Genomic DNA, 21,261 nt, shown 5'->3' with positions numbered 1-21,261 from the left:
CGGCCCTCGTGGGAGGGCCGTATTCAAATCATGAGGCTTTGATATGCTCGCCCATTTTCTTGCCGAATTCGAAACAAAGATCCCTTGAAGCTGTATCAGGTATATACTTTACTCTCAGTGCTGGTTCCACAACCTTGAACTTCATATTTTCAAGTTCTGTAGCAAGCAGGTTTGCTGCTTCTCCGCTCCAGCCATAGGAACCGAATGATGCCGCAATTCTGTTTGATGGCTTCAGTCCCTTGATGTAGGTCATGACGTCCATCAAGGCAGGGAAAATATTGTTGTTGAGCGTCGGAGAGCCGACTATAAGGGCCTTGGCGTCGAGCATCTCGGTCATTACGTCGCTTCTGTGCCATTTTCTCGCCTGCATTGGTATTGCTTTTACGCCTGTGGCAAGAAGGCCTGACACGATCTCATCCGCCATTATTTCGGTCGAATGCCACATACTGTCATAGAGAACAAGGGCCTTCTGGTCGGTCTTCTGAAGACTCCAATCATTGTATGCCGAAATGATCGCACCCGGATCTTTTCTCCAGATTATTCCATGATCAGGGCATATTGTCTTGATCTCAAGCCCGCTTTCAGCAACCGATTTAAGAAGCTTCTGGATCAGGTCGGAAAAAAGGGTCAGAATATTTGCGTAATATTTTTTGGCATGGGGCATGATGAGTTCGCCCACTTCATCATCAAATGTCTCTGAGCCCGCATAGTGCTGGCCGAATGCGTCGCTGGAAAAAAGAATCTTGTCCTCAACTGCATATGTGAACATGCTGTCCGGCCAGTGAAGCATCCTTGTTTCAATGAACTTGAGATTACGCTTTCCGATATTGATGGCTTCACCATCTGCAACAGGCTGATATTTCAGATCATTTCCGAAATGGGCAGCAAGATTTTTAGCCCCCATTTTGGAGCATAAAATAGGCTTGTCAGGCCCGATAACGCTCATGAGATGTGGCAACCCGCCAGAATGATCCATTTCAGTATGATTGCTGATTATGACGTCGATCTTTTTAGGATCTATAACCCTTGAGATATTGGCCATCATTTCGTCCGTAAAATCAGACTTTACGGTGTCAATGAGGGTGATTTTTTCATCGATTATAAGGAATGCATTGTATGTTGTTCCAAGATACGTGGAATAGCCGTGAAAATCCCTTATGTTCCAGTCTCTTACGCCTACATTATATATCCCTGGCGCTATTTCTACAGGTCTCATTTTGTCCTCTGACTAAATTTATTATTGATTGTCTCGCATAAAATCAAAAAAGGCATCAGCGTCATGCCTTGCTTGATCCGGCATCCAGCTTTTTCAGATACTTCTGGATTCCTGCCTTAGCGGGAATGACGAAAATCGGACTTTTTTGCTATATTGTAATTGCGGATTCGTAGGTCGGATTAAAATGTCCTTTGCTATTAATCCGACCTTATCCATGTTTTTATCTTTTATTTTTTTTCGAAATCATCCTTGGAAGCTCCGCAGACCGGGCATGTCCAGTCTTCAGGAATATCAGCAAAAGCGGTTCCAGCAGGAATACCTCCTTCTGAATCGCCTTCTGCCGGATCATAAACATAGCCGCATACAGTACAAACATATTTATCCATAAAAACTACCTCCAAAATCAGTTATTTGTTTAAACCTGAAACCTTCTCAGATATTAAGTCAAGTATTGCATCAAGATTAACGTCCTGATCCTTATAATCAGGCGTTTTCCAAAAAACATCATATTTAAAGCCATCAGCTTCTGATTCATTACTTCCGATGAAAATTTTCATGGCAGAATTTATATCCCCATGAAACTTCTCTATTCCCGCTGGATTTACAAACCCAAGATCAATCCCTTTTTCAGCCATAAGCGGAACAAGGCCAGAATGAACTTTTTCAGAAGGATTTATTCCGAAAGACTCTGCATCGTAAACGCAGCCAGCTTCTTTCATGGTAAAGGCAGCTGCGGCAGGCCCTAAAAAAGAATTATCCCTGCATAAAAAAACGAGCCTCAGCCTTGTCATATATTGCCTTATTAGCCGCTCTGCCTCTGTCCTGACATCATTTTCAGCTGTCGGGTGCTTTGCCATATCACCAGGTTTTTCTATTTCCCTATAACCAAGCATTCCCTCATAGGATGCTCCGGCAGCGTCATAAAAATACCTCATCATGAGATCAAAGCCTTCAAAAAGCCTTTTGCCTTTTGTGGCACCAAGGCCAAGAAAAAAACCTTTTCTGAATGGCCTTATTGGATCATCAAGATTAAGCCTGTATTTCCTTGACCACAAAGGCTGGGTTCTGTCAATCAGGGCCTTCAACTGGGAAGGAGCCGAATAAAAAAATGCTGGTGAGCCTGTCACAATAATTGTCGCCCTGCGCATAAGCGGATAAATCAGGGTTTCGACATCATCTTTTATGGGACAGGTGCCTGTTTTCTCGCAGGCCGTATATTCAAGGCATGGAGAAATCTTGTAATCATAAGGATTGATTGTAATGGTCTCGGCACCCATTTCTGCAGCTGCTTTCATGAAAATCGAAAGAAGATGTGCTGTGTTGCCTTTTTTTCTCGGACTTCCCTGAATTCCTAAAACAAGCATATATTCTCCTTGATGAAACACGGAACAAACGAAAAACACGAAAAAGGCCCGTTTCTATTTAGATCAGATTCCGTATCTTTGGTTTGTTACGCACTCATAAAAATCAAAAATTTTTTTTGCGTAACTTTTTTTCAAAAAAGCGATCGGCCTGATTATTTAAAGGCTCCAGGCATTATAAAAACCTGGAGCCTTTTTTATCATTTCTTATGACATCCAAGACAATCTGCGGTAGGCCCGGTGTCTTTGCCTGCTGCCATCAGCTTTCCGTGGCAGTCCCGGCACATATTCATCACGCCTTTTTCCTTTATTTTGCCAGATGCCTTTAAAGCTTCAATCTGACCGCCTTTAGGCGGGAACATCTTATGACAGGCTCCGCACCCGCCATCAATCTTAACATGCTCCTCATGGGAAAATGAAATATTCCCCTTTGAAGATTTTATCACAGCAGGGTTATCCGGGCCTTTTCCGCTTTCGCCAAGAGCCAATCCCGTCATAACTGCAAGAATTATAACAAAAACAACAAGCCAGAATCCTGTTCCAAGTATTTTTTCATTAATATGCTTCTTCATGATGCAGATCTTCTTCCTTTATCTTATGGCTGAAAAGCTTGTAAGCCCAACCCTGATAAGCGAGTACCATGGGTATAAAAATAAGCACGACTATGAGCATTATTCTTAAGGTCAGAGGACTTGACGAAGAATTGAAAGCCGTAAGTGAAAGATTCTTATCTATGCTGGATGGAAAAAGATTCGGGAAAAGACCGGCTATCCCGAAAAATGTCGTGAAAACAATTGCCACGCAGGATGCGCCCCACGCCCTGAAATACATTTTCTTTGCCGCCAGAATTCTTGCCACGACAAGTCCTGCAACAGCAAGAACAATTATCAGGTATAGGGCCGGGTATTTTGAATAATTTTCAAAAAGATTGGTAGCAAATTTGCTGTAAGCGACAAAACCTGCCACGCCAGCCACAATCACTGGCCAAAGCACTGAAACAGCCTTGATCGACCTTGCCTGAAGGTCGTTTTCGGTTCTGATGCAAAGCCAGAGGCTGCCGTGCATAGCAAACAGAAGAACAAAAACAATGCCGCCGAGTATTCCGTAAGGCGTAAGCAGAGTGAAAAGATTGCCCTGAAATACTCCGTTTGCGTCAAAAGGAATTCCTGAAAAAATATTGGCAAAAGCAACTCCAAAAAGAAGAGCAGGAGCAAGACTTCCCACAAATATGCAGGAATCCCAGATGAACGTCCATGCCTTCTTTTCGGAAAGACCTCTGAATTCGAAAGAAACGCCCCTTATTATAAGGGTAAAAAGAATAAGCATCAGAGGAACATAAAGCGTTGAGAACATTGTGGCATAAACCAGAGGAAAGGCTGCGAAGGTGACGCCTCCGGCGGTTATCAGCCACACTTCGTTCCCGTCCCATAAAGGGCCGAGGGAATTGATCATCATTTTTTTGTCAGTGTCGGTTTTCCCTAAAAAAGGATAAAGAATCCCTATTCCAAGGTCAAAACCGCTTGTCATGAAAAAAAGCGCCCATAAAAGGCCCCAGAGAAAAAACCAAATCGACTGCATTATCATTTCAGGCTCTCCTTCCATCCATATTCTTGTTTTTCGTTAAGCATGCTCAATCTCTGCAACCGCAGGAGCAGGGCCTTTTATTGCATTGATTGCCATCATGTAAAAACCTGCGAAACCGAGCAGACCATAAACCACCAAAAAACCGATCAAGGTTATTAGGACATGTTCGGATGGTAAAACAGAAGCTGCCTGAGAGGTTTTCATGAGGCCATAAACGATCCAGGGCTGGCGGCCTACTTCTGCCACAACCCATCCGGCTTCAATTGCAAGGTATGGAAGAGGTATTGAAAAAAGGAGTATTCTGAGAAGCCACGGGCTTTCCATAATTTTTTTGCGCCTGAACCACGCTATGATTGTTATAAGTGGAAAATAAAAACCTAATCCCACCATAACCTTGAATGCGAGGGCTGTTATTGCAACAGGAGGTCTTTCTTCTTTTGGAAAATCCTTAAGCCCTTTAACAACAGCATTCACATCGTGGTAGGCAAGAAAACTGAGAACACCCGGAATAGCGCCGATTTCAATCTTGTTTTTTTCATTTTCTTCATCTGGCCAGGCAAAAAGATAAACAGGGGCCATAGCCTTGGTTTCCCAATGAGATTCCATTGCAGCGAGCTTTGCAGGCTGTTTTTTTGCAACGTCTATTGCATGAATATCGCCTTCTATTACAAGAAAGATTGATGCAACAAGCCCAAAAACAAGAGCTATGTTAAATGACCGGGTAAAAACATCAACATGCTGTTTTTTAAGAAGATGGTAAGCGCTGATGCCCATTACAAAGAATGCGCCCAATATATAGGCACTTGACAGGGTATGAAGAATTTCAAGAGCTGCAAATTCCTGGGTTATGATTGCCCATAAATCGGTCAGCTCTGCCCTGCCGTTTCTTATTGTAAAACCCACAGGATGCTGCATCCATGCGTTTGCTATAAGGATCCACACGGCAGAAATGCTTCCTCCTATTGCCACAAGCCACATGACAAAGGCATGGGCTTTTGCCGAAAGCTTTTTCCAGCCGAAAATCCAGATACCAATGAATGTGGATTCAAGAAAAAAGGCGACAGTTGCTTCAATCGCAAGAAGAGAACCAAAAATATCACCCACATAGACCGAATACTTGGACCAGTTGGTTCCGAACTGAAACTCAAGACTTATGCCTGTAACAACTCCGACCGCAAAATTTATTAAAAAAAGTTTGCCCCAGAATTTGGTCATCCGAAGATATGTTTCATCTCCGGTTTTTGCATACTTTGTTTCCATTATTGCAATAAGGAATGAAAGGCCCAAGGTGAGCGGAACAAAAAGAAAATGAAACATCGTGGCGACGGCAAATTGCAGCCTGGACAGCAGCAGCACATCCATGGAAAAAGCCTCCTTTAACATAATAAAATACTGTTGCGGCTGCGTTCAATATTTCCCTCGCCGACTGAAAAGCTTATGCAGGCCACCTCTAAAAATTGCCTTTTTTGCCAAAGCTTAATCAGGCAGCGTCGTACTCGAAGCCTCACTTATACCTCATGAACTACGCTTCTTAGTGCGACGCTGATGATTCCCTTGAATTAACAAATTAAAAATTCAAATTTTTAGAGGAACCCTGTGTCTTTAAAACAATCTGAATACTGAACGCAGCTTTTATAAAAACTTTACCCGCATTTATTTCAAACGATCATCTACTTTGGGACCAGCACAATCAGGTGTATAACAGGTTACATCCACAAACTCACATTTTTCCTTGCAACCAGGACACTGCTCGGGTGGTGTTTCTGCTTCTACACGGTAACCGCATTTCTGGCATTTCCATACTGTGGCCATAAATACCTCCTCAAGTTGTGTGCTTTTTTTAAAAAACATCCGAATCAAACGGGATACCCGCTCAATCCGGATGTTTGTCTGTTATCAATTACCTTGCCATGCAAGTCTTGATGGCCTCGCAAAAAATCAAAAAGGTGTCTGCGTCATGCCGGACTTGATCAGGTAGCCAGTGTTTTCAGCTACTTCTTTATTCCGGCCTGAGCAGAAATGACGTGAACCGGACTTTTTGCGACCTTTTCAAGTATTACATTATGCTCCTGCTGCTGCCTGGGCTCCGGCTGCAGGAGGCAGGCGCTGTCCAAGCTCCCTGTCCAGCATGAAAATGCCAGACTTGGAATCTGCGATCAGCTTGAGCTGCTCAATTATTCCGCCGGCGTTTTCTTCCTCTTCAACCTGTTCTGTAACGAACCAGTGAAGGAAAATACCTGCGGCGTGATCTTTTTCCTTGATTGAAAGATCAACAAGGCTGTTTATTCTTGATGTAATATACTGCTCATGTTTGAGGGCTGCCTCAAATATTGCAAGGGGTGAAGCCCACTCAGTTTCCGGAGCGTCTATTTTTGCAAGTTTTACCTTGCCGCCCCTCTGGATGATATAATCATAGAATTTACGAGAATGAATATATTCTTCCTGGGCCTGAATATCCATCCAGTGAGCAAATCCCGGAAGATTACACGACTTGAAATAAGCCGACATCGACATATAAAGATAGGCTGAGAATGCTTCTGCATTTATCTGATCATTCAGAGCCTTTTCCATTTTTGCACTTATCATTGGTTAGCCTTTCCAGACGCCATGAAGGTTACAGAATTCTCTGGCGACGACAGATGCGGCGTCTGATTTGAACTCTGCTTCAGGAACTTCGCCAGGCTTGAGGAATTTTCTGCATGTCATATCGCCATCCACAATCTGAATCCACTCAATATAATGTTTGTCTTCCATCGGATGAGCAACACTTCCAACCTTAACTTTAAAACCGCCTGCCACTTTTTCAACAACAGGAATATGTTTTTCCTTTGCAGCATCAACGGTGTTTTCTGTCATAAGAACCATAGGCTTTCCACAGCATGCAAGAGGGCCTTTTCCAGCGCGGATTACTTCAACCATATTTTCACATGCTTCGCATTTGTATATTTCGAGTCTTGACGGCATTATTTTATCCTTAATTATCAGAAGTTATTAAAATATTTATAATTTTACCAGTTTTCAGCAATAATTTCAAAATGAGCCTGGGGATGAGCACATGCAGGACACATTTTCGGAGCTTCGAGCGCTTCGTGAAGGTATCCGCAGTTTCTGCATCTCCATGTTACTTTTTCGCTTCTCTTGAATACCCTGCCTGCTTCTATATTTGCGGCAAGGTCACGATATCTTTTTTCATGCTGTTTTTCAGCCACCGAAACCATGTCAAAAATCATTGCAACCGCTTCAAAGCCTTCTTCACGAGCAATCTTGGCAAAATCAGGATATATGATTGTATACTCCTCGTGCTCGCCTTCTGCCGCTGCAACAAGATTGTCGAGGGTAGACTTTACAATTCCGGCAGGATATGAAGCGGTTATTTCCACCATACCGCCTTCAAGAAAACTGAAAAAACGCTTTGCATGCTCTTTTTCCTGATGAGCTGTTTCTTCAAAAATGTCCGCTATCTGAACATATCCATCTTTTTTGGCCTGACCTGCAAAATAAGTGTAACGGTTTCTGGCTTGTGATTCACCTGCGAACGCTGCAAGAAGATTTTTTTCGGTTCTGGTTCCTATTATAGACTTCAATGTGTCCCCCTTATTAGAGTTTAATATTTGCTATTCATTTATTCTTAAAAAATTTTATGGCCAGAAGCCTTTGACTTCATGGGCTTTTTTTTCAGCTTCGGCCAGCTTTATTATCTTGTAGGCCGAGTCACGCAAAACCCCGAACAAAATGCCGCATCCTGAGTCTTCTCTGTACTCGTCTCCTGACTGGGCTAGTTCAAGCATAATCTTTGCCAAATCTATTGTTTTTTCTATGTTTTGATTGCAGGTCTTCACCTTGACCCCCTGCCTTTATATTGAATATCAGCATCACATTCAAATTACGCAAAATCTTGATGCAGTTAATTCAATTTACGTGCCAAAGAGAAAACAAACCATTAATATGCTGTTATTTCTATATAATAATGAAAAAAAGAGCCTGCTCAATAGTGTCCCGATCTTCGGGGGACGGGACAGCTTGACCCATAAGGACAGTGAAAAGATCAGTTATAAACAAAAAACATCCTGATTTAACTGACAAAAATGATTTAAATTATAAACAGCTTTTGTCTGCTACACATGAATCAAATCCATGAGACAAAAACGTATCACAAAACATTCAATTGCTTCAAGAAAAAGAAAACCCCCTTCAAAATAAAGAACTTAGAGCCTCCTGCCAGCGCCTCATTTGATGGCACGACGATTGCAAAACAAAATACAGATGAATTTAAATAGTTATAAAACAATAAACAAGACAAGGAGAATCAGAATGATGACACTTGAAGAAATAGGCAATGACTTACATCTTAAGAATTCTATAGACTGGGAAATGACACCGGCACATGCTGTGTCTCTCTACCTTGAGTGGGGCGGAAGCTGGATCAAGGGAAACAATAATTTCGTGCATGGTAAAAATGATGTATCTTATTATTTTACGGTATACTACTGGGATGCGGAGCCATGTGTTTACTTTATCAAAAGAAACTCAGAAGAAGCGGTTGAGCTTGCAAAAATTGAATTGCCAAAGGAATTACAGAGATCATTCGTTGATTCTGTTGCGGGAAACAGAGGTGTATACCCTGTTGAAGGCGAAGTAAAAAAGTGGCTTCAATCCCTGCTGATGCTAAACTAAAAATAATAAGGCATTCAGCTGCATTGGAACAAAATGGGCTGAATGCTTTTTTTATTTAAAGATTATCTTTTGTAATCTCGCAAAAAGTCAGACAATTGTTTAAGCTTCATGACAGACTTGATCCGTCATTTTTATATTTTCAGGCACTTCTGGGTTCATGCCTTAGCCGGAATGACTGAATAGCCACGCCGGAATCCAGAAGTATTTGAAAACAATGGACATGCCATGCTACAGATATTTATCATCCTATTATTATTTTCCCGAGGATTCACAGGCTCAGGTTTGAAGCAAAGAAAATCGCATGCATTTTTTTAAATAATCCTTTACAATTGCATTTTCCAAATCAAACTGAAGCACCCCATTGATAGCTCTCCTAAAATATAGGCTTTCCTAAAACCCTTTGGAGATTATGATCTCTATGTCAGAAAACATATCAATGCAGAAGATTCTCATAATTGATGACACGCCTGACAATATAAGAATTCTGAATGAAATACTCCGCAATGATTACAGGATTTTCTTCGCCACAAGGGGAGAACAGGGGCTGGAGATCGCTAAAAGAGAACTGCCTGATATTATTCTTCTGGATATTCTCATGCCTGAAATGGACGGATACGAAGTCTGCTCGATTCTTAAATCAGATGAAGCGACCGTATGGATCCCTGTAATTTTTGTCACAGCCATGGTCAGCGTTGAAGAGGAAGCCAAAGGCCTTGAAGCCGGAGCAATCGACTATATTACAAAGCCATTCAGCCCGCCTATTGTAAAAAACAGAATCAGAAACCATCTTAAGCTGAAAAGTTACAGCGATGCCCTTAAAATGCTCAGCGAGGTTCTTGCCCAGAAAAACCGGGAACTTGATATTCTTGCCAAGCACGATGGATTAACCGGACTTGCAAACCGCAGACACTTCGATGAAGTGATGGATGCTGAAGTAAGAAGAGCGCACAGAAGCGGCGAATGTCTTTCCATAATACTCTGCGATATCGATTACTTCAAACGCTATAATGACCACTACGGACACCTTGCAGGCGATGACTGCCTCCGTCACATAAGTGAGATTATTAAAAGAATTTTCCAAAGATCAAGCGACCTTACTGCCAGGTACGGAGGAGAAGAATTTGTAATCATATTGCCGGACACATCCCCGGAAGGCGCGTTAAGACTCGCTGAAAAGTTCAGACTCGAAACAATTTCCGAAAATCTGCCCCATGCCTGCTCTGATATTGCCGACTGCGTGACAATCAGCATAGGAGTGGCAAGCGCTATGGTGACAAACGAAAAGATGTCGCCAAAATGGTTCACCAGCAAGGCCGACTCAGCCCTTTACAAGTCCAAGGAAAACGGAAGAAACAGAGTCACAGCAGCTTCCATGGAATAAGGTTGATTGTCGCGCAAAAAGTACAATTTCAGTCATTACGGCTTAGGCCGGAATCCTTAATTGTCTGGAAATACAATGATGCCGGATGAAGCCAGGCACGACGCTGAAGACCTTTTTTCTGTTTTTGCGAGACCATCAATATAAGGTGCAAAATGAAAATCAAACTTCTTCTTCCCATTGCTGTTTTCTTTATAATTATGGGCTTTAGCATTTATTTCACAAGCATCCATGATAATTACCATTCCATAGAGCATCGCCATGCAGCAATGTCGCTCGCTGCAAACAAAGCTTATTCCATAGAGAGGGAACTCTCCTCTGCCCTTTCCGTCACAGCTACACTCGAGTTATTTCTCAAGCATGACAAAAATTTTCTGGAAGAATTCGACGAGATAGCTGAAAGCCTTATAAAGGCAAATGTGGTCATAAGCAGCATAGGGCTTGCACCCGGTGGAGTTATTTCAAAGATGTATCCCCTGGCAGGAAACGAAAAAGCCATTGGCCACGATCTGCTGAATGCCCCCAAGCGCCGGGAGGAATCTCTTCTGGCGATAAAGACGGGCAAGCTGACCTTTGCCGGGCCATTTGAGCTTGTGCAGGGGGGACTCGCGATGGTTGGAAGATTGCCGGTCTTTATCCCTGAAGGTGTTGAGAACAAAAAATTCTGGGGCTTCGCCATCGCAATCATCAATGTTCAGGATTTTCTGAAGAGAGTCGATATCCAGCAGCTTGAAAAAGACGGATACATATATGAATTATCCGGCATCCATCCTGATACCGGACAAAAGCATATTTTTGCGACGAACGGAACATCGGAGGATTTTAAATCCCCGGTGGATTTTTCCTTTGAAGTGCCCAACGCCAAATGGACCATTTCCCTATCTACAAAAAAAGGATGGCATTCTGCGTCACATTCTCTCTTGTTTTATTTCCTGTCCTTCATAACAGCAATGTCTCTGTCCACAAGTTTTTTTATCATACTCAGACATTTAGAATTACGCAGAAAGCATGAAGAAAAGCTTCTTGAAAACCACAAACATTTCGATCAGCTCAACCAGGATTTAGTTTCTGAAATAGATGAGCGCAGGCATATTGAAGCTGAACTAAGGGTATCTGAAGAAAAATTCTCCAAACTTTTCCTTTCAAGCCCCAACATCATGATTGTCACTGACCCAGCAACTGGCCTTATACTTGAAACAAACGAAGTATTCCACCGCACTTTCGGATTCAGCCATGAAGAAACTTCAGGAAAGACCTATCTTGAGCTTGGCATATGGAATGACCTTGAACAGCGCAGAATGTTTGCAAGGCAGATAAAGGAAAAAGGAGAAAGCGGTGGGCATGATATTGATATGATCAGAAAGGACGGAACACCACTTAAAGGAGTGATAATAGGCAAACTTTTAAAACTGGAAAATACAGACAGACTTTTGTGCATAGTCACGGACATGACCGAACGCCGCAGACTGGAGGAAAACCTTATAATCAGCGAAGAGCGTTACAGGACACTTTTTGAAAATGCAAACGACTCCATTTTCATTTTGGATGAAAATGGCAGATTTGTTTCTGTCAACAACAAGGCAGTAGAAAAGCTCGGATACACAGAGTCGGAGCTTTTGACCATGGGGCCTGGAGACATAGATGATGAGGAATTTGGCAGCCAGTTATTATCAAGATTAAGCCAGATCCATGAGCATGGATCAGCAATATTTGAATCCGTTCATGTCACTAAAGATGGGGTTAAAATCCCTGTGGAAATTAACGCAAAAATGATCTGTCTTGGTGACAAGACAAGATGTATCGGCGTTGTAAGGGATATTACGGAGCGCAAGCAATATGAGGAGGAACTCCACCACTCCCGCCAAGTGCTGAGAATGATTCTGGACAATATCCCCCAAAGGGTTTTCTGGAAGGACAAGGGGCTGCGCTATGCAGGCTGCAACAGACTTTTTGCAGAAGATACCGGGCTCGATACGCCTGAAGCAGTCATTGGCAAAACCGATTATGATTTCTCATGGAAGGAAGACGCAGAAAAATTCAGGGCCGAAGACATGAAGATCATGGGCACGGGAATTCCAAGGATTAATTATGAGCTGTCTTTTAGGCATAACGATGAAGAAACTCACTGGGCAAGGATCAGCAAGATTCCTCTCTATGACATAGACGGAAAGGCCTTCGGCGTACTCGGAACCTTTGAAGACATTACATTATCCAGGAAAGCAGAAGAAAAAAACAAGCTTCTTGCATCCATTGTCGAATCATCCGAAGACGCCATAATTGGGAAATCAATTGACGGAATCATAGCCAGCTGGAACCGCGGAGCTGAAAAAATATTTGGTTATTCTGAAAATGAAATAATCGGCAAATCCATGATGATTCTCATCCCCGAAGGTTATGAAGACGAGGAATCAGGAATCCTTGAAACAATAAGCTTCGGAGGCTCGGTTGAGCACCTCGAGACCAGTCGCAAGCACAAGGACGGCCACTTAGTATCTGTTTCAGTATCAGTATCCCCAATCAAAGACAAAAACGATGAAATAACTGGAGCGTCAAGCATTGCAAGGGATATAAGCCAGCGCAAACAGGCCGAAGAGAAACTCCAGCTTCTGAACGAGAGATTCGAGATAGCGGTAAAATCCGCTGATATCGGAGTTTGGGACTGGGATGTCATAAACAACCAGTTGTTCTGGGATGAAAGGATGTTCAGGCTTTACGGCATTGATAAATTTGATTTTAGAGGTGCCTATGAATCATGGCTTAAAGGTATTCACCCTGAAGATAAACTGCGCGGAGACGAAGAAATCCGGCAGGCCCTTGAGAATAAAAAAGAGTTTAATACGGAATTCAGGGTTATCTGGCCAAACGGACAAATCCGCCATTTAAGAGCCTTTGGCCGTGTTCAAAGGGATGAGACAGGGCAGGCCCTTAGAATGACTGGAATCAACTATGATATTACTGCCATTAAAGAGGCCGAAGAAAGACTGCTGCAAGATCAGAAAAGACTCCAGAGTCTTATAAAGGTTTCACAGTTCCGGACAAAGGACGTAAAAGAACTTCTCGATTTCGCACTTGAAGAGGCAATAAGCCTTACCGGCAGCAAAATTGGCTACATATATCACTACGACAGTGAAAAGCAGGAATTCTCCCTCGACAGCTATTCAAAAACAGTAATGAAGGAATGCGCCATAGTTTCCCCAAAAGTTTGTTATACCCTTGAAAATACGGGGATATGGGGAGAAGCGGTAAGGCAGAGAAGGCCTATCCTCATCAATGATTACAATGCCTTTCATCCCTTAAAAAAAGGTTACCCTGAAGGACACGCCCATCTTTTAAGATATCTGACCATACCAGTTTTCAATAATGATGAGATTATTGGTGTGGTTGGAGTAGCAAACCGTGAAACAGATTATAACCAGTCGGATATACTCCAGCTTACACTTTTGATGGATTCAACCTGGAAAGTCGCCGAACGCATAAGATCGGAAAAAGAACTTTTTGAGGCAAAAGAGGCGGCAGAGGCGGCCACAAGAGCAAAAAGCGCTTTCCTCGCAAATATGAGCCATGAAATCCGCACCCCGATGAACGCCATCCTCGGCCTCGGACATCTCATAATGCAGACAGAGCTTTCTCCAAAGCAATGGGATTATCTTAACAAAATCAATTCTTCGGCCAAATCCCTCCTTGGAATTCTTAATGATATTCTGGATTTTTCAAAAATAGAGGCTGGCAAGCTTGAAATAGAAAAGGCTGATTTTTCCCTCAATGAAACTCTTAACAGAATTTCCAGCCTGATTACGGTTCGTTCCGATCAGAAGGGCCTTGAAATTCTTTATTCAATAAATCCTGATGTGCCGGACAGCCTTGTAGGTGATTCAATGAGGCTGGAACAGATCCTTGTGAACCTAATAGGAAACGCCGTAAAATTCACAGAAAAGGGACTGATCATTCTTTCTGTTTCGGTTGAGCCAGAAGATATCGAAGACGAAAAGATCATGCTCCGTTTTTCTATCAAGGACAGCGGTGTCGGCCTTAGCCCTGATCTGCTTGGCAAACTGTTTCAGCCATTCACCCAGTCAGACACTTCAACAACCAGGCGTTATGGAGGAACAGGCCTAGGGCTTAGCATCTGCAAACGCCTTGTGGAAATGATGGAAGGCACCATAACTGCTGAAAGTGAACCTGGGAAAGGAAGCACCTTCTCATTTACAGGAGTATTTGAAAAAAGCTCAAAAGATATTGCGGATATTTTCAGCGTAACTTCGGATCTGGCAGGAATGAAAATAATTGTGGCCGATGATAACCCGGTGTCGCTTGAAGTGCTGAGTGAAATGCTGAAGAGACTATCGCTCAGGGTGACTGCCGTTTCTTCAGGCAAGGCGGTTCTAAGAGAGCTTAACCAGTCACAAGGCTCAGATTCTGATCCTTACCAACTTGCCCTCATTGACTGGAGGATGCCGGAAATGGATGGGCTTGAAACCGCGCAAAAAATCAAGAATTCAAATTTTCATCCTTTTGTACCTGTAATAATCATAACCTCAGCATTCGGTGGTGAAAAAATAAGGCAAAGAGCCTCAGATATAGGAATCAGGACGTTCCTCTCAAAACCTGTAATGCCGCATATTCTATACAGAAGCATCTGGGAAGCTGTCGGCAATGTGCAGCCAAGGTTGAATCATTACAGTGATTCCGAATCACCCGGAACAAAAAGCATACAGACGCTGAAAGGAGCCAGGATTCTTCTTGTTGAAGATCATCCCATCAATCAGCAGGTCGCAAGGGAGATCCTTGTAAATGCGGGAATGGAAGTGCTCATAGCGGATAATGGCAAAAAAGCTGTGGAAGCAATCAGGAAAGACGGGAAGAATTTCAGCGCAGTGCTCATGGATATCCAGATGCCAGTTATGGACGGCTATGAAGCAACCGCAAAAATCAGGGCAGACTGGTCTGCGGATGATCTGCCGATAATTGCCATGACTGCCCACGCCATGCTGGATGAACGGGAAAAATGCCTGAGGGCAGACATGAATGATCATATTGCCAAGCCCATAGATGTCGAAGATCTCTACAGGACCCTCATTAAATGGCTAAAGCCTACATCGGCTGCTTCCATTAAAGAAACAGCTGTCTGCGAGTATATGACAGACGAGTCATGCCTGCCGGATAATCTTCCTGGATTCAATGTATCAGCAGGGCTAAAAAGAATAGGTGGTAACAGAAAACTTTTCAGGGATCTTGTAATAAGTTTCAAAAATCAGAATCTCTCAACAGTCAGTGATATGGCAAAGGCCCTGAACTCAGGCCAGATTGAAAAAGCAGAGACATTAGCGCACACATTGAAGGGGCTGGCAGGAAATCTTGGAGCCGAAGCCATGTTTTCTGCATCTGTAAAAATAGAAATGGCCATCAGAAACAATAATACAGACATGATCCCATCTCTTATCGACGAACTTGAAATCCAGATGAAAAAAACTTTTGGAGCTGCCGAAATACTTGAGTCAGAAAATAAGAAATCTTTTGAACACAAAGGAATGGCAGCTTTATCAAAGGAAAAAACCGAAGCATTATTAGCTGAGCTTAAATGCATGCTTCTTGCCTGTGACCTGAGGGCAGAGGATGTTCTTAAAAAATTGTGTCTTGTAATGCCAGAATCACCGGAGCTTTCTGAACTTAAAAAGCATATTGACATGCTTGATTTCAAAAAAGCAGAGAATGTTCTGTCCGGTATTTTGAAAACATAGACATCCTATTTCGCACCATCAAGAATTTATTCCAATTTTGACAATGTCGCAAAAAATCCGATTCCTGTCATTCCGGCGAAGGCCGGAATCCAGAAATGGCTGAAATTACTGGATTCGGATCAAGTCCGGCATGACGTCGATGCTTTTTTTGGACTTTTTGCGAGGCCATCTATTTTGATGATCTCGCAAAAAGGCGGAGCCAGAATCCATAACTATCTGAAAATACGAAGATGCCGGATTAAAGAATCTTCGCAAAAATCTTGTCATATCCGGCAGGAAAGAATCTCTGGATTTTATCAAGCAGTTTTGCGTCATTTCCGATAAGAACCCTTGACCTGCTTTTTTTGATTCCGTCAATGATTGTATCTGCTGCCTGATCTGCCGTGGTTTTTGCAACCTTTTCAAAAAGAGAGGCGAATTTTTTCAGTTCAGCATCTGATGCTGCTCCGTTTGCGGTGACCATACGGGCGTTCTTGGCTATATTGGTTTTGATTCCGCCAGGATGCACTGAAATTACATCCATTTCAGCCTTGGCAAGTTTCAATTCCTGGCGAAGCGATTCTGTAAACCCCCTTACCGCAAACTTCGTGGCACAGTAAGCTGACTGTCCGCGGACTCCCACAAGTCCGAAAAGGCTGGAAATATTGACAAGGGAAGCTCCCGGTCTTTTCATCATATGGGGAAGAAAAGCACGGCTGCCATATACGACTCCCCAGAAGTTTATATCAAAAATCCATTTCAAATCTTCTGTCGGAGTATCAATAACTTTACCGTTATGATTTACGCCGGCATTGTTTATCAAAATGTCCGCGCTTCCGAATTTTGATACAACATCAGATGCGAATGTATTGAAATCAGCTTCATTTGAAACATCCAGCTTTTTTATGAAAACTTTTTCAGAAGGAAGACCGGTCATTGAAACTGTCTCTGCGAGCCCGTCTTCATTGACATCTGAAAGTGCAAGCATGCATCCCTCTTTTGCAAGCTTCAGAGCAAGGCTTCTGCCAATGCCTGAGGCTGCGCCTGTTATTACCGCCACTTTATTTTCAAGATTTTTCATAGATCACTCATCCGAGATATTTGTCCAGAAAGGGTAATTTTTTGATCCCTTATTGACACAATGAATTCAAATAAATGGTGCGTGAAAGAACATCACGAAACCTACACGCAACTAAGCCATCATACCGCCGTCACAGATTATGCAAGTACCGGTTGTAAACGATGCCGCATCCGAAACAAGGTAAAGCACAGCTCCAGCCATTTCAGACGGCTGTGCATAGCGGCGCATAGGAATCTGGTTGACTGCATAATTTTTGATATCGTCATTGGAAATAAGGGCTTCCGCAAATTTGGTGTCTGTAAGACCGGGCAGAAGAGAATTGACTCTGATGTTCTTGGTCGCTAGTTCCTTGGCAAATGCCTTTGTGGTAGCTATTACGCCCGCCTTTGAAATAGCGTAAACACCCTGGAAAGGAGCAGGAGAAATTCCATTTATAGAGGAAACTGTCACAATTGAGCCTCCTCCGCCTTTTTCCATAAGCTTTGAGGCAGCCTTCATGAGAAAAAACGGCCCTTTGAGATTCACGTCCATGATCTTGTCCCAGGCGTTTTCGTCGCAGCCTGTGATTTCACCGAAATAAGGATTGGTGGCAGCGTTTGAAACAAGAATGTCGAGCCTGCCGAACTGCTGCTCAATTTTTTCCATGAGTGCGTCTATCTGCGGAAGTTCGCCCATGTGGCAGGTGATAACATCTGCTTTCCCGCCTTTCTTGCGGATTGAGTCGGCAACTGTCTCAAGACCTGCTGCCTTACGGCTTGTGAGAATGCAGTGAGCGCCGTGGTCTGCAAGAAGGACTGCAATGGCTTCGCCAATTCCGCGGCTTGCGCCTGTTATAAGAGCTATTTTTCCATCAAGTGAGAAGACTCCCATTTTGCCACCTCCTGATTTTTATATTTTTGAATATTCATGTTGAAATACTTCTAAAAAAGAACTTTGCCCAAATGCGCAATGGTGCGCAAACCTTGTGGTTTGAGCACCCTACGACCAGATGATTTTTGATTTCAGATTTATGATTGTTAAAATTCATAGTTTCCAAAACATAATCAAAAATCCAAATTCAAAAATCGAAAATCAAATCAGCTTCATTGCCGCCTCTTCCAGAATTGCGACAACAAAACCAAGCATCTTGAACCTTGAGTCCTTGGTCTGGCCATTATAATAACGGTAATAAATCTGCTGGGCGATGACAGCCAGCCTGAAAAGTCCGAAGCAGTAGTAATAATCAAAACCTGAGACATCTATTCCGGTCAGTTTGCCGTAATATTCTACGATCTCGTTCCTTGTCATCATCCCTGGCTTGTTTGTGGGCATCTGACGCATTGCCTGGAGATTTTCAGGATCGTCCTGATTGACCCAATAAGCCATGGATGATCCAAGATCCATTAAAGGATCGCCTATCGTGGCCATTTCCCAGTCAAGAACACCGATTATTTCAAGCGGATTGGACGCATTCAGAACAACATTGTCGAACTTATAATCATTATGGATGATTCCTGGCCTGTCTGAATCCGCTGGCATCTTTTCAGCGAGCCATTGCATGATTTTTTCAAAATCAGGCACATCGGGCGTTCTTGCGTCTCTGTATCTTCTGCTCCAGCCTTCGATCTGACGTTTCACATAACCGGTTGGATTTCCAAAATCTCCAAGCCCAATGGCCTTGTAATCAAGATTGTGAAGCTTTGCATGAACTTCAACAAGGCTCTGACAGAGCTTGAGATTATCAGCCGGACTTAATTCAACGCCCTTGGGGAATTCCTTTCTCGGAATTATTCCAGGGATGCGCTCCATCACGTAAAAGTCGCAGCCCATTATTTCCTGATCTTCACAGAAAAGAAGCGGCTCAGGGCAATAGCCGAAGTATGGACGCAGGGCTTTAAGCATTCTGTATTCCCTGCCCATGTCGTGGGCTGTTTTTGCCTTTTTTCCGAATGGAGGGCGGCGGAGAACCATTTCCCTGCTGCCGACGCTTATTAGATAAGTCAAATTTGAAAAACCGCTGGGAAACTGGCCTACTTTCATCTCACCTTCAAGCCCAGGGATTTTATTTTTTAGATAGGCCCCCACCTTTTCTGTATCAAGGTCTTCGCCCTGCCTTACGTCAACAGCTTTATCATTTACATCCATATGCTTCTCCCGATTGATCCGGTTTACGGAATACTTTTTTCTGCATGATCCAGGATAATTATGGTCTTATAGCGGCTTCAACAAAAGAAATAACAAAGTCCGCATATGCTTCGACGCTGATATTTCTTTTCTTGTACTTCCAGCGTTTAAGGTACCAGTCCTGGAGCATTGATTTTATTACGGCGGCTGTGAGAAGAGCGCCTTCAATCTTGAAAATGCCGGCTTTTTGCCCTTCTTCCAGAATATCCGCAAAAATCTGCTCTGTGAAAAGCTCATTCTCTATCGATTTCCTGTGTTGAGCCTTACTCAGGTTTTTTGTCTCCATATATGAAAAATAGAACCATTTCTGCATGACTTCGCTCAGGTAAAGATGGGAACGGACAGCCATTCTGAATTTCTCAACGGGTTCTTTTGCTTCTTTTACTGTTGAAGAAAGTATCGTCATGCCAGCCATTCGTCCCTGGGTCTGGATTAGATCAAGAAGCTCTTCCTTGCTTGAAAAATACGAATACAGACACCCCATGCTGAGTTCTGACTTTTTGCTCAAATCACGCAGGGTCATGGCATTAAAGCCTTTCTCCATTGCGAGATCAAGAGTAGCACTGAAAATTGTCATCAGATTGCGTACAGCAGTTTCTTCTTTTTTAATTTTTATGCTTTCACGGTTCTCGTTGAAAATCTTTCTGCAAAGATCTTCCATCGATATTTCGTGCTTTTCCCTGAATTTTTGGAAAGTCATATTGTCTGTTGTCATCTATTCTCCATCGGGCCCATCGCTTTTTTTAGTTTGCCATCCATACCAGAACACAGCCTGGATTGGCAGCACGAATAAGTCTGAAGGAACGATTAGAATAATATTTTGTGGCTATGGGGGCTTTTTTTAAAACCCCCCGATTTTTTATATATGACACAAACCTATACTTTTGCGCCGTACTGTCTGAGTATTCTCTTGGCAAGTGCTGTTTTGTGAACTTCATCAGCCCCGTCATATATTCTTGCTGCTCTTTCATGTCTGAAAAAATAAGCAAGGATTGTATCGTCTGTCATTCCAAGTCCGCCATGAACCTGAAGCGCACGGTCAACAACCTTCATCATAACGTTTGCGACATAAAATTTAATTGAAGATATTTCATCCCTGGCGTCTGCTGCGCCGACATTATCGATCATCCATGCCGCATGAAGGGTTAGAAGACGGGCTGACTGGATTTCAGCTGCGCATTCCGCAATCCATTCCTGGACTATATGCTTGCTTCCGAGAGGTCTTCCGTCCTTGGTTATCTTTCTGGTTGCGGCTCTTTTGCACATAAGCTCAAAGGATCGTTTGCATACACCGAGCCATCTCATACAATGATGAATTCTTCCTGGTCCGAGTCTGTCCTGGGCAAGTACGAATCCGTGGCCTTCGGGTCCGAGAAGATTTGACTGGGGAACACGGCAGGACTGAAAAATCACTTCGCCATGACTTGCGTAATCATCACCGGAATGGCCCATTACAGGGATATTTCTTACAAGATTATATCCAGGAGTGTCCGTGGGGACAATAATCATGCTCGCCTGCTTGTAAGTAGGCGCGTCAGGGTCTGTCACTGCCATAGCTATTGCGAAGGAAGCCCCGTCTGCTCCTGTGGTATACCATTTGTGGCCATTTATTATATAATCGTCGCCGTCTTTTACTGCTGTAGTTTCAAGCATGGTAGGATTTGAGCCTGGCATATCTACTTCGGTCATTGCAAAGCAGCTTCTGATGTCGCCGCGAACAAGGGGCTCAAGATATTTCTTTTTCTGCTCTTCTGTCCCATAGGTATGAAGAATTTCAACGTTCCCGGCATCAGGAGCCTGACACCAGAAAACATAATGGCCTAAAGGAGAGCGTCCGAGAGCTTCGGAAACAAGTCCGTGCTCAAGAAGGGTCATGCCCATACCGCCGATGTCTTTCGGATAATTTGGAGCCCAAAGCTCCATCTCCTTGACCATTCTCTGCTTTTCCTTCAGAACCGGAAGCATCTCACTGAAATTTTTTGTGAGATATTCAGGTTCAAGTGGAATAAGCTCGCGGTCAACAAATTCGTTGATCATGCCAAGTATGGTTTTAATCCTGTCTGATATTCCGAAATCCATAATTTGTG

The 21,261-nt window shown here is 43.2% G+C and carries 19 protein-coding genes; 3 read left to right on the top strand and 16 right to left on the bottom strand.

Annotated elements, in window-relative coordinates:
- Positions 1–28: 28 nt before the first annotated feature.
- The 11 genes from K245_RS0102240 to K245_RS0102185 all read right to left on the bottom strand — a co-directional run bounded on the left by K245_RS0102240 (position 29) and on the right by K245_RS0102185 (position 8,000).
- Positions 29–1,216 (bottom strand): FprA family A-type flavoprotein, encoded by a 1,188-nt coding sequence (locus K245_RS0102240; protein WP_027357993.1) that lies wholly within the window; start codon positions 1,214–1,216, stop codon positions 29–31.
- A gap of 227 nt (positions 1,217–1,443) precedes the next feature.
- A complete protein-coding gene (gene rd, locus K245_RS27135) occupies positions 1,444–1,602 on the bottom strand; it encodes a rubredoxin (protein ID WP_084156095.1) in 159 nt (52 codons plus the stop codon).
- A 21-nt stretch (positions 1,603–1,623) separates the two neighbouring features.
- Positions 1,624–2,580 carry an NAD(P)H-dependent oxidoreductase gene (locus tag K245_RS26230; RefSeq protein WP_051283795.1) on the bottom strand — a complete coding sequence of 319 codons (957 nt, stop codon included), beginning with the start codon at positions 2,578–2,580 and terminating at the stop codon, positions 1,624–1,626.
- A gap of 197 nt (positions 2,581–2,777) precedes the next feature.
- Complete coding sequence (locus K245_RS26225; RefSeq protein WP_051283794.1) at positions 2,778–3,149, bottom strand: cytochrome c3 family protein; 372 nt, start codon at positions 3,147–3,149, stop codon at positions 2,778–2,780.
- Positions 3,133–4,161 (bottom strand): cytochrome d ubiquinol oxidase subunit II, encoded by a 1,029-nt coding sequence (gene cydB, locus K245_RS0102215; protein ID WP_027357991.1) that lies wholly within the window; start codon positions 4,159–4,161, stop codon positions 3,133–3,135. Before cydB ends, K245_RS26225 begins: the two co-directional genes overlap by 17 nt.
- 36 nt (positions 4,162–4,197) lie before the next feature.
- Positions 4,198–5,523 carry a cytochrome ubiquinol oxidase subunit I gene (locus K245_RS0102210; protein ID WP_027357990.1) on the bottom strand — a complete coding sequence of 442 codons (1,326 nt, stop codon included), beginning with the start codon at positions 5,521–5,523 and terminating at the stop codon, positions 4,198–4,200.
- Positions 5,524–5,814: 291 nt separating this feature from the next.
- The gene (locus K245_RS27985) at positions 5,815–5,973 is read right to left on the bottom strand and encodes a rubredoxin-like domain-containing protein (RefSeq protein ID WP_198013807.1); all 159 of its coding nucleotides are present in this window, start codon (positions 5,971–5,973) and stop codon (positions 5,815–5,817) included.
- Between the two features lie 249 nt (positions 5,974–6,222).
- Positions 6,223–6,747 carry a ferritin gene (locus K245_RS0102200; protein ID WP_027357989.1) on the bottom strand — a complete coding sequence of 175 codons (525 nt, stop codon included), beginning with the start codon at positions 6,745–6,747 and terminating at the stop codon, positions 6,223–6,225.
- A 3-nt stretch (positions 6,748–6,750) separates the two neighbouring features.
- Positions 6,751–7,125: a desulfoferrodoxin gene (locus K245_RS0102195; protein WP_027357988.1), complete on the bottom strand. Its 375-nt coding sequence runs from the start codon at positions 7,123–7,125 to the stop codon at positions 6,751–6,753.
- A 44-nt stretch (positions 7,126–7,169) separates the two neighbouring features.
- Positions 7,170–7,745, bottom strand: a complete 576-nt coding sequence (gene rbr / locus K245_RS0102190) for a rubrerythrin (protein WP_027357987.1) — start codon at positions 7,743–7,745, stop codon at positions 7,170–7,172.
- A 54-nt stretch (positions 7,746–7,799) separates the two neighbouring features.
- Positions 7,800–8,000 (bottom strand): hypothetical protein, encoded by a 201-nt coding sequence (locus K245_RS0102185; RefSeq protein WP_027357986.1) that lies wholly within the window; start codon positions 7,998–8,000, stop codon positions 7,800–7,802.
- Between the two features lie 472 nt (positions 8,001–8,472).
- Between K245_RS0102185 and K245_RS0102180 the strand changes: the two genes are divergently transcribed.
- From K245_RS0102180 to K245_RS26220, 3 genes are all read left to right on the top strand, one after another.
- Positions 8,473–8,835: a DVU0772 family protein gene (locus K245_RS0102180; protein WP_027357985.1), complete on the top strand. Its 363-nt coding sequence runs from the start codon at positions 8,473–8,475 to the stop codon at positions 8,833–8,835.
- Positions 8,836–9,253: 418 nt separating this feature from the next.
- Positions 9,254–10,216: a diguanylate cyclase gene (locus K245_RS0102175; RefSeq protein ID WP_027357984.1), complete on the top strand. Its 963-nt coding sequence runs from the start codon at positions 9,254–9,256 to the stop codon at positions 10,214–10,216.
- 152 nt (positions 10,217–10,368) lie between these two features.
- Positions 10,369–15,951, top strand: a complete 5,583-nt coding sequence (locus K245_RS26220) for a PAS domain S-box protein (protein WP_051283793.1) — start codon at positions 10,369–10,371, stop codon at positions 15,949–15,951.
- 238 nt (positions 15,952–16,189) lie between these two features.
- On the opposite strand, the gene K245_RS0102160 is transcribed toward K245_RS26220, so the two are convergent.
- From K245_RS0102160 to K245_RS0102140, 5 genes are all read right to left on the bottom strand, one after another.
- Positions 16,190–17,011 carry an SDR family NAD(P)-dependent oxidoreductase gene (locus tag K245_RS0102160; RefSeq protein ID WP_027357983.1) on the bottom strand — a complete coding sequence of 274 codons (822 nt, stop codon included), beginning with the start codon at positions 17,009–17,011 and terminating at the stop codon, positions 16,190–16,192.
- A 111-nt stretch (positions 17,012–17,122) separates the two neighbouring features.
- Positions 17,123–17,881: an SDR family oxidoreductase gene (locus tag K245_RS0102155; protein ID WP_027357982.1), complete on the bottom strand. Its 759-nt coding sequence runs from the start codon at positions 17,879–17,881 to the stop codon at positions 17,123–17,125.
- A 201-nt stretch (positions 17,882–18,082) separates the two neighbouring features.
- Entirely contained in the window at positions 18,083–19,135 is a 1,053-nt protein-coding gene (locus tag K245_RS0102150; protein WP_027357981.1) for a phosphotransferase family protein, read from the bottom strand.
- A 58-nt stretch (positions 19,136–19,193) separates the two neighbouring features.
- Positions 19,194–19,889, bottom strand: a complete 696-nt coding sequence (locus tag K245_RS0102145; protein WP_027357980.1) for a TetR/AcrR family transcriptional regulator — start codon at positions 19,887–19,889, stop codon at positions 19,194–19,196.
- Between the two features lie 161 nt (positions 19,890–20,050).
- Complete coding sequence (locus tag K245_RS0102140; RefSeq protein ID WP_027357979.1) at positions 20,051–21,253, bottom strand: acyl-CoA dehydrogenase family protein; 1,203 nt, start codon at positions 21,251–21,253, stop codon at positions 20,051–20,053.
- Positions 21,254–21,261: the final 8 nt, after the last annotated feature.

This window comes from Desulforegula conservatrix Mb1Pa (assembly GCF_000426225.1).
Taxonomy (GTDB): domain Bacteria; phylum Desulfobacterota; class Desulfobacteria; order Desulfobacterales; family Desulforegulaceae; genus Desulforegula; species Desulforegula conservatrix.
The sequence above is the reverse complement of the archived record's forward strand: the minus strand, read 5'-3'. Positions and strand labels throughout refer to the sequence as shown.

Bases quoted from the DNA above. Each gene is read 5' to 3' on its own strand.
- K245_RS0102155 (WP_027357982.1), bottom strand. From the start codon at position 17,881: ATGGGAGTCTTCTCACTTGATGGAAAAATAGCTCTTATAACAGGCGCA.
- K245_RS0102180 (WP_027357985.1), top strand. From the start codon at position 8,473: ATGATGACACTTGAAGAAATAGGCAATGACTTACATCTTAAGAATTCT.
- K245_RS0102240 (WP_027357993.1), bottom strand. From the start codon at position 1,216: ATGAGACCTGTAGAAATAGCGCCAGGGATATATAATGTAGGCGTAAGA.
- K245_RS0102145 (WP_027357980.1), bottom strand. From the start codon at position 19,889: ATGACAACAGACAATATGACTTTCCAAAAATTCAGGGAAAAGCACGAA.
- K245_RS0102140 (WP_027357979.1), bottom strand. From the start codon at position 21,253: ATGGATTTCGGAATATCAGACAGGATTAAAACCATACTTGGCATGATC.
- K245_RS0102150 (WP_027357981.1), bottom strand. From the start codon at position 19,135: ATGGATGTAAATGATAAAGCTGTTGACGTAAGGCAGGGCGAAGACCTT.
- cydB (WP_027357991.1), bottom strand. From the start codon at position 4,161: ATGATAATGCAGTCGATTTGGTTTTTTCTCTGGGGCCTTTTATGGGCG.
- K245_RS0102210 (WP_027357990.1), bottom strand. From the start codon at position 5,523: ATGGATGTGCTGCTGCTGTCCAGGCTGCAATTTGCCGTCGCCACGATG.
- K245_RS0102200 (WP_027357989.1), bottom strand. From the start codon at position 6,747: ATGATAAGTGCAAAAATGGAAAAGGCTCTGAATGATCAGATAAATGCA.
- rd (WP_084156095.1), bottom strand. From the start codon at position 1,602: ATGGATAAATATGTTTGTACTGTATGCGGCTATGTTTATGATCCGGCA.
- K245_RS0102195 (WP_027357988.1), bottom strand. From the start codon at position 7,125: ATGCCGTCAAGACTCGAAATATACAAATGCGAAGCATGTGAAAATATG.
- K245_RS26220 (WP_051283793.1), top strand. From the start codon at position 10,369: ATGAAAATCAAACTTCTTCTTCCCATTGCTGTTTTCTTTATAATTATG.
- K245_RS26225 (WP_051283794.1), bottom strand. From the start codon at position 3,149: ATGAAGAAGCATATTAATGAAAAAATACTTGGAACAGGATTCTGGCTT.
- K245_RS26230 (WP_051283795.1), bottom strand. From the start codon at position 2,580: ATGCTTGTTTTAGGAATTCAGGGAAGTCCGAGAAAAAAAGGCAACACA.
- K245_RS0102175 (WP_027357984.1), top strand. From the start codon at position 9,254: ATGTCAGAAAACATATCAATGCAGAAGATTCTCATAATTGATGACACG.
- K245_RS27985 (WP_198013807.1), bottom strand. From the start codon at position 5,973: ATGGCCACAGTATGGAAATGCCAGAAATGCGGTTACCGTGTAGAAGCA.
- K245_RS0102160 (WP_027357983.1), bottom strand. From the start codon at position 17,011: ATGAAAAATCTTGAAAATAAAGTGGCGGTAATAACAGGCGCAGCCTCA.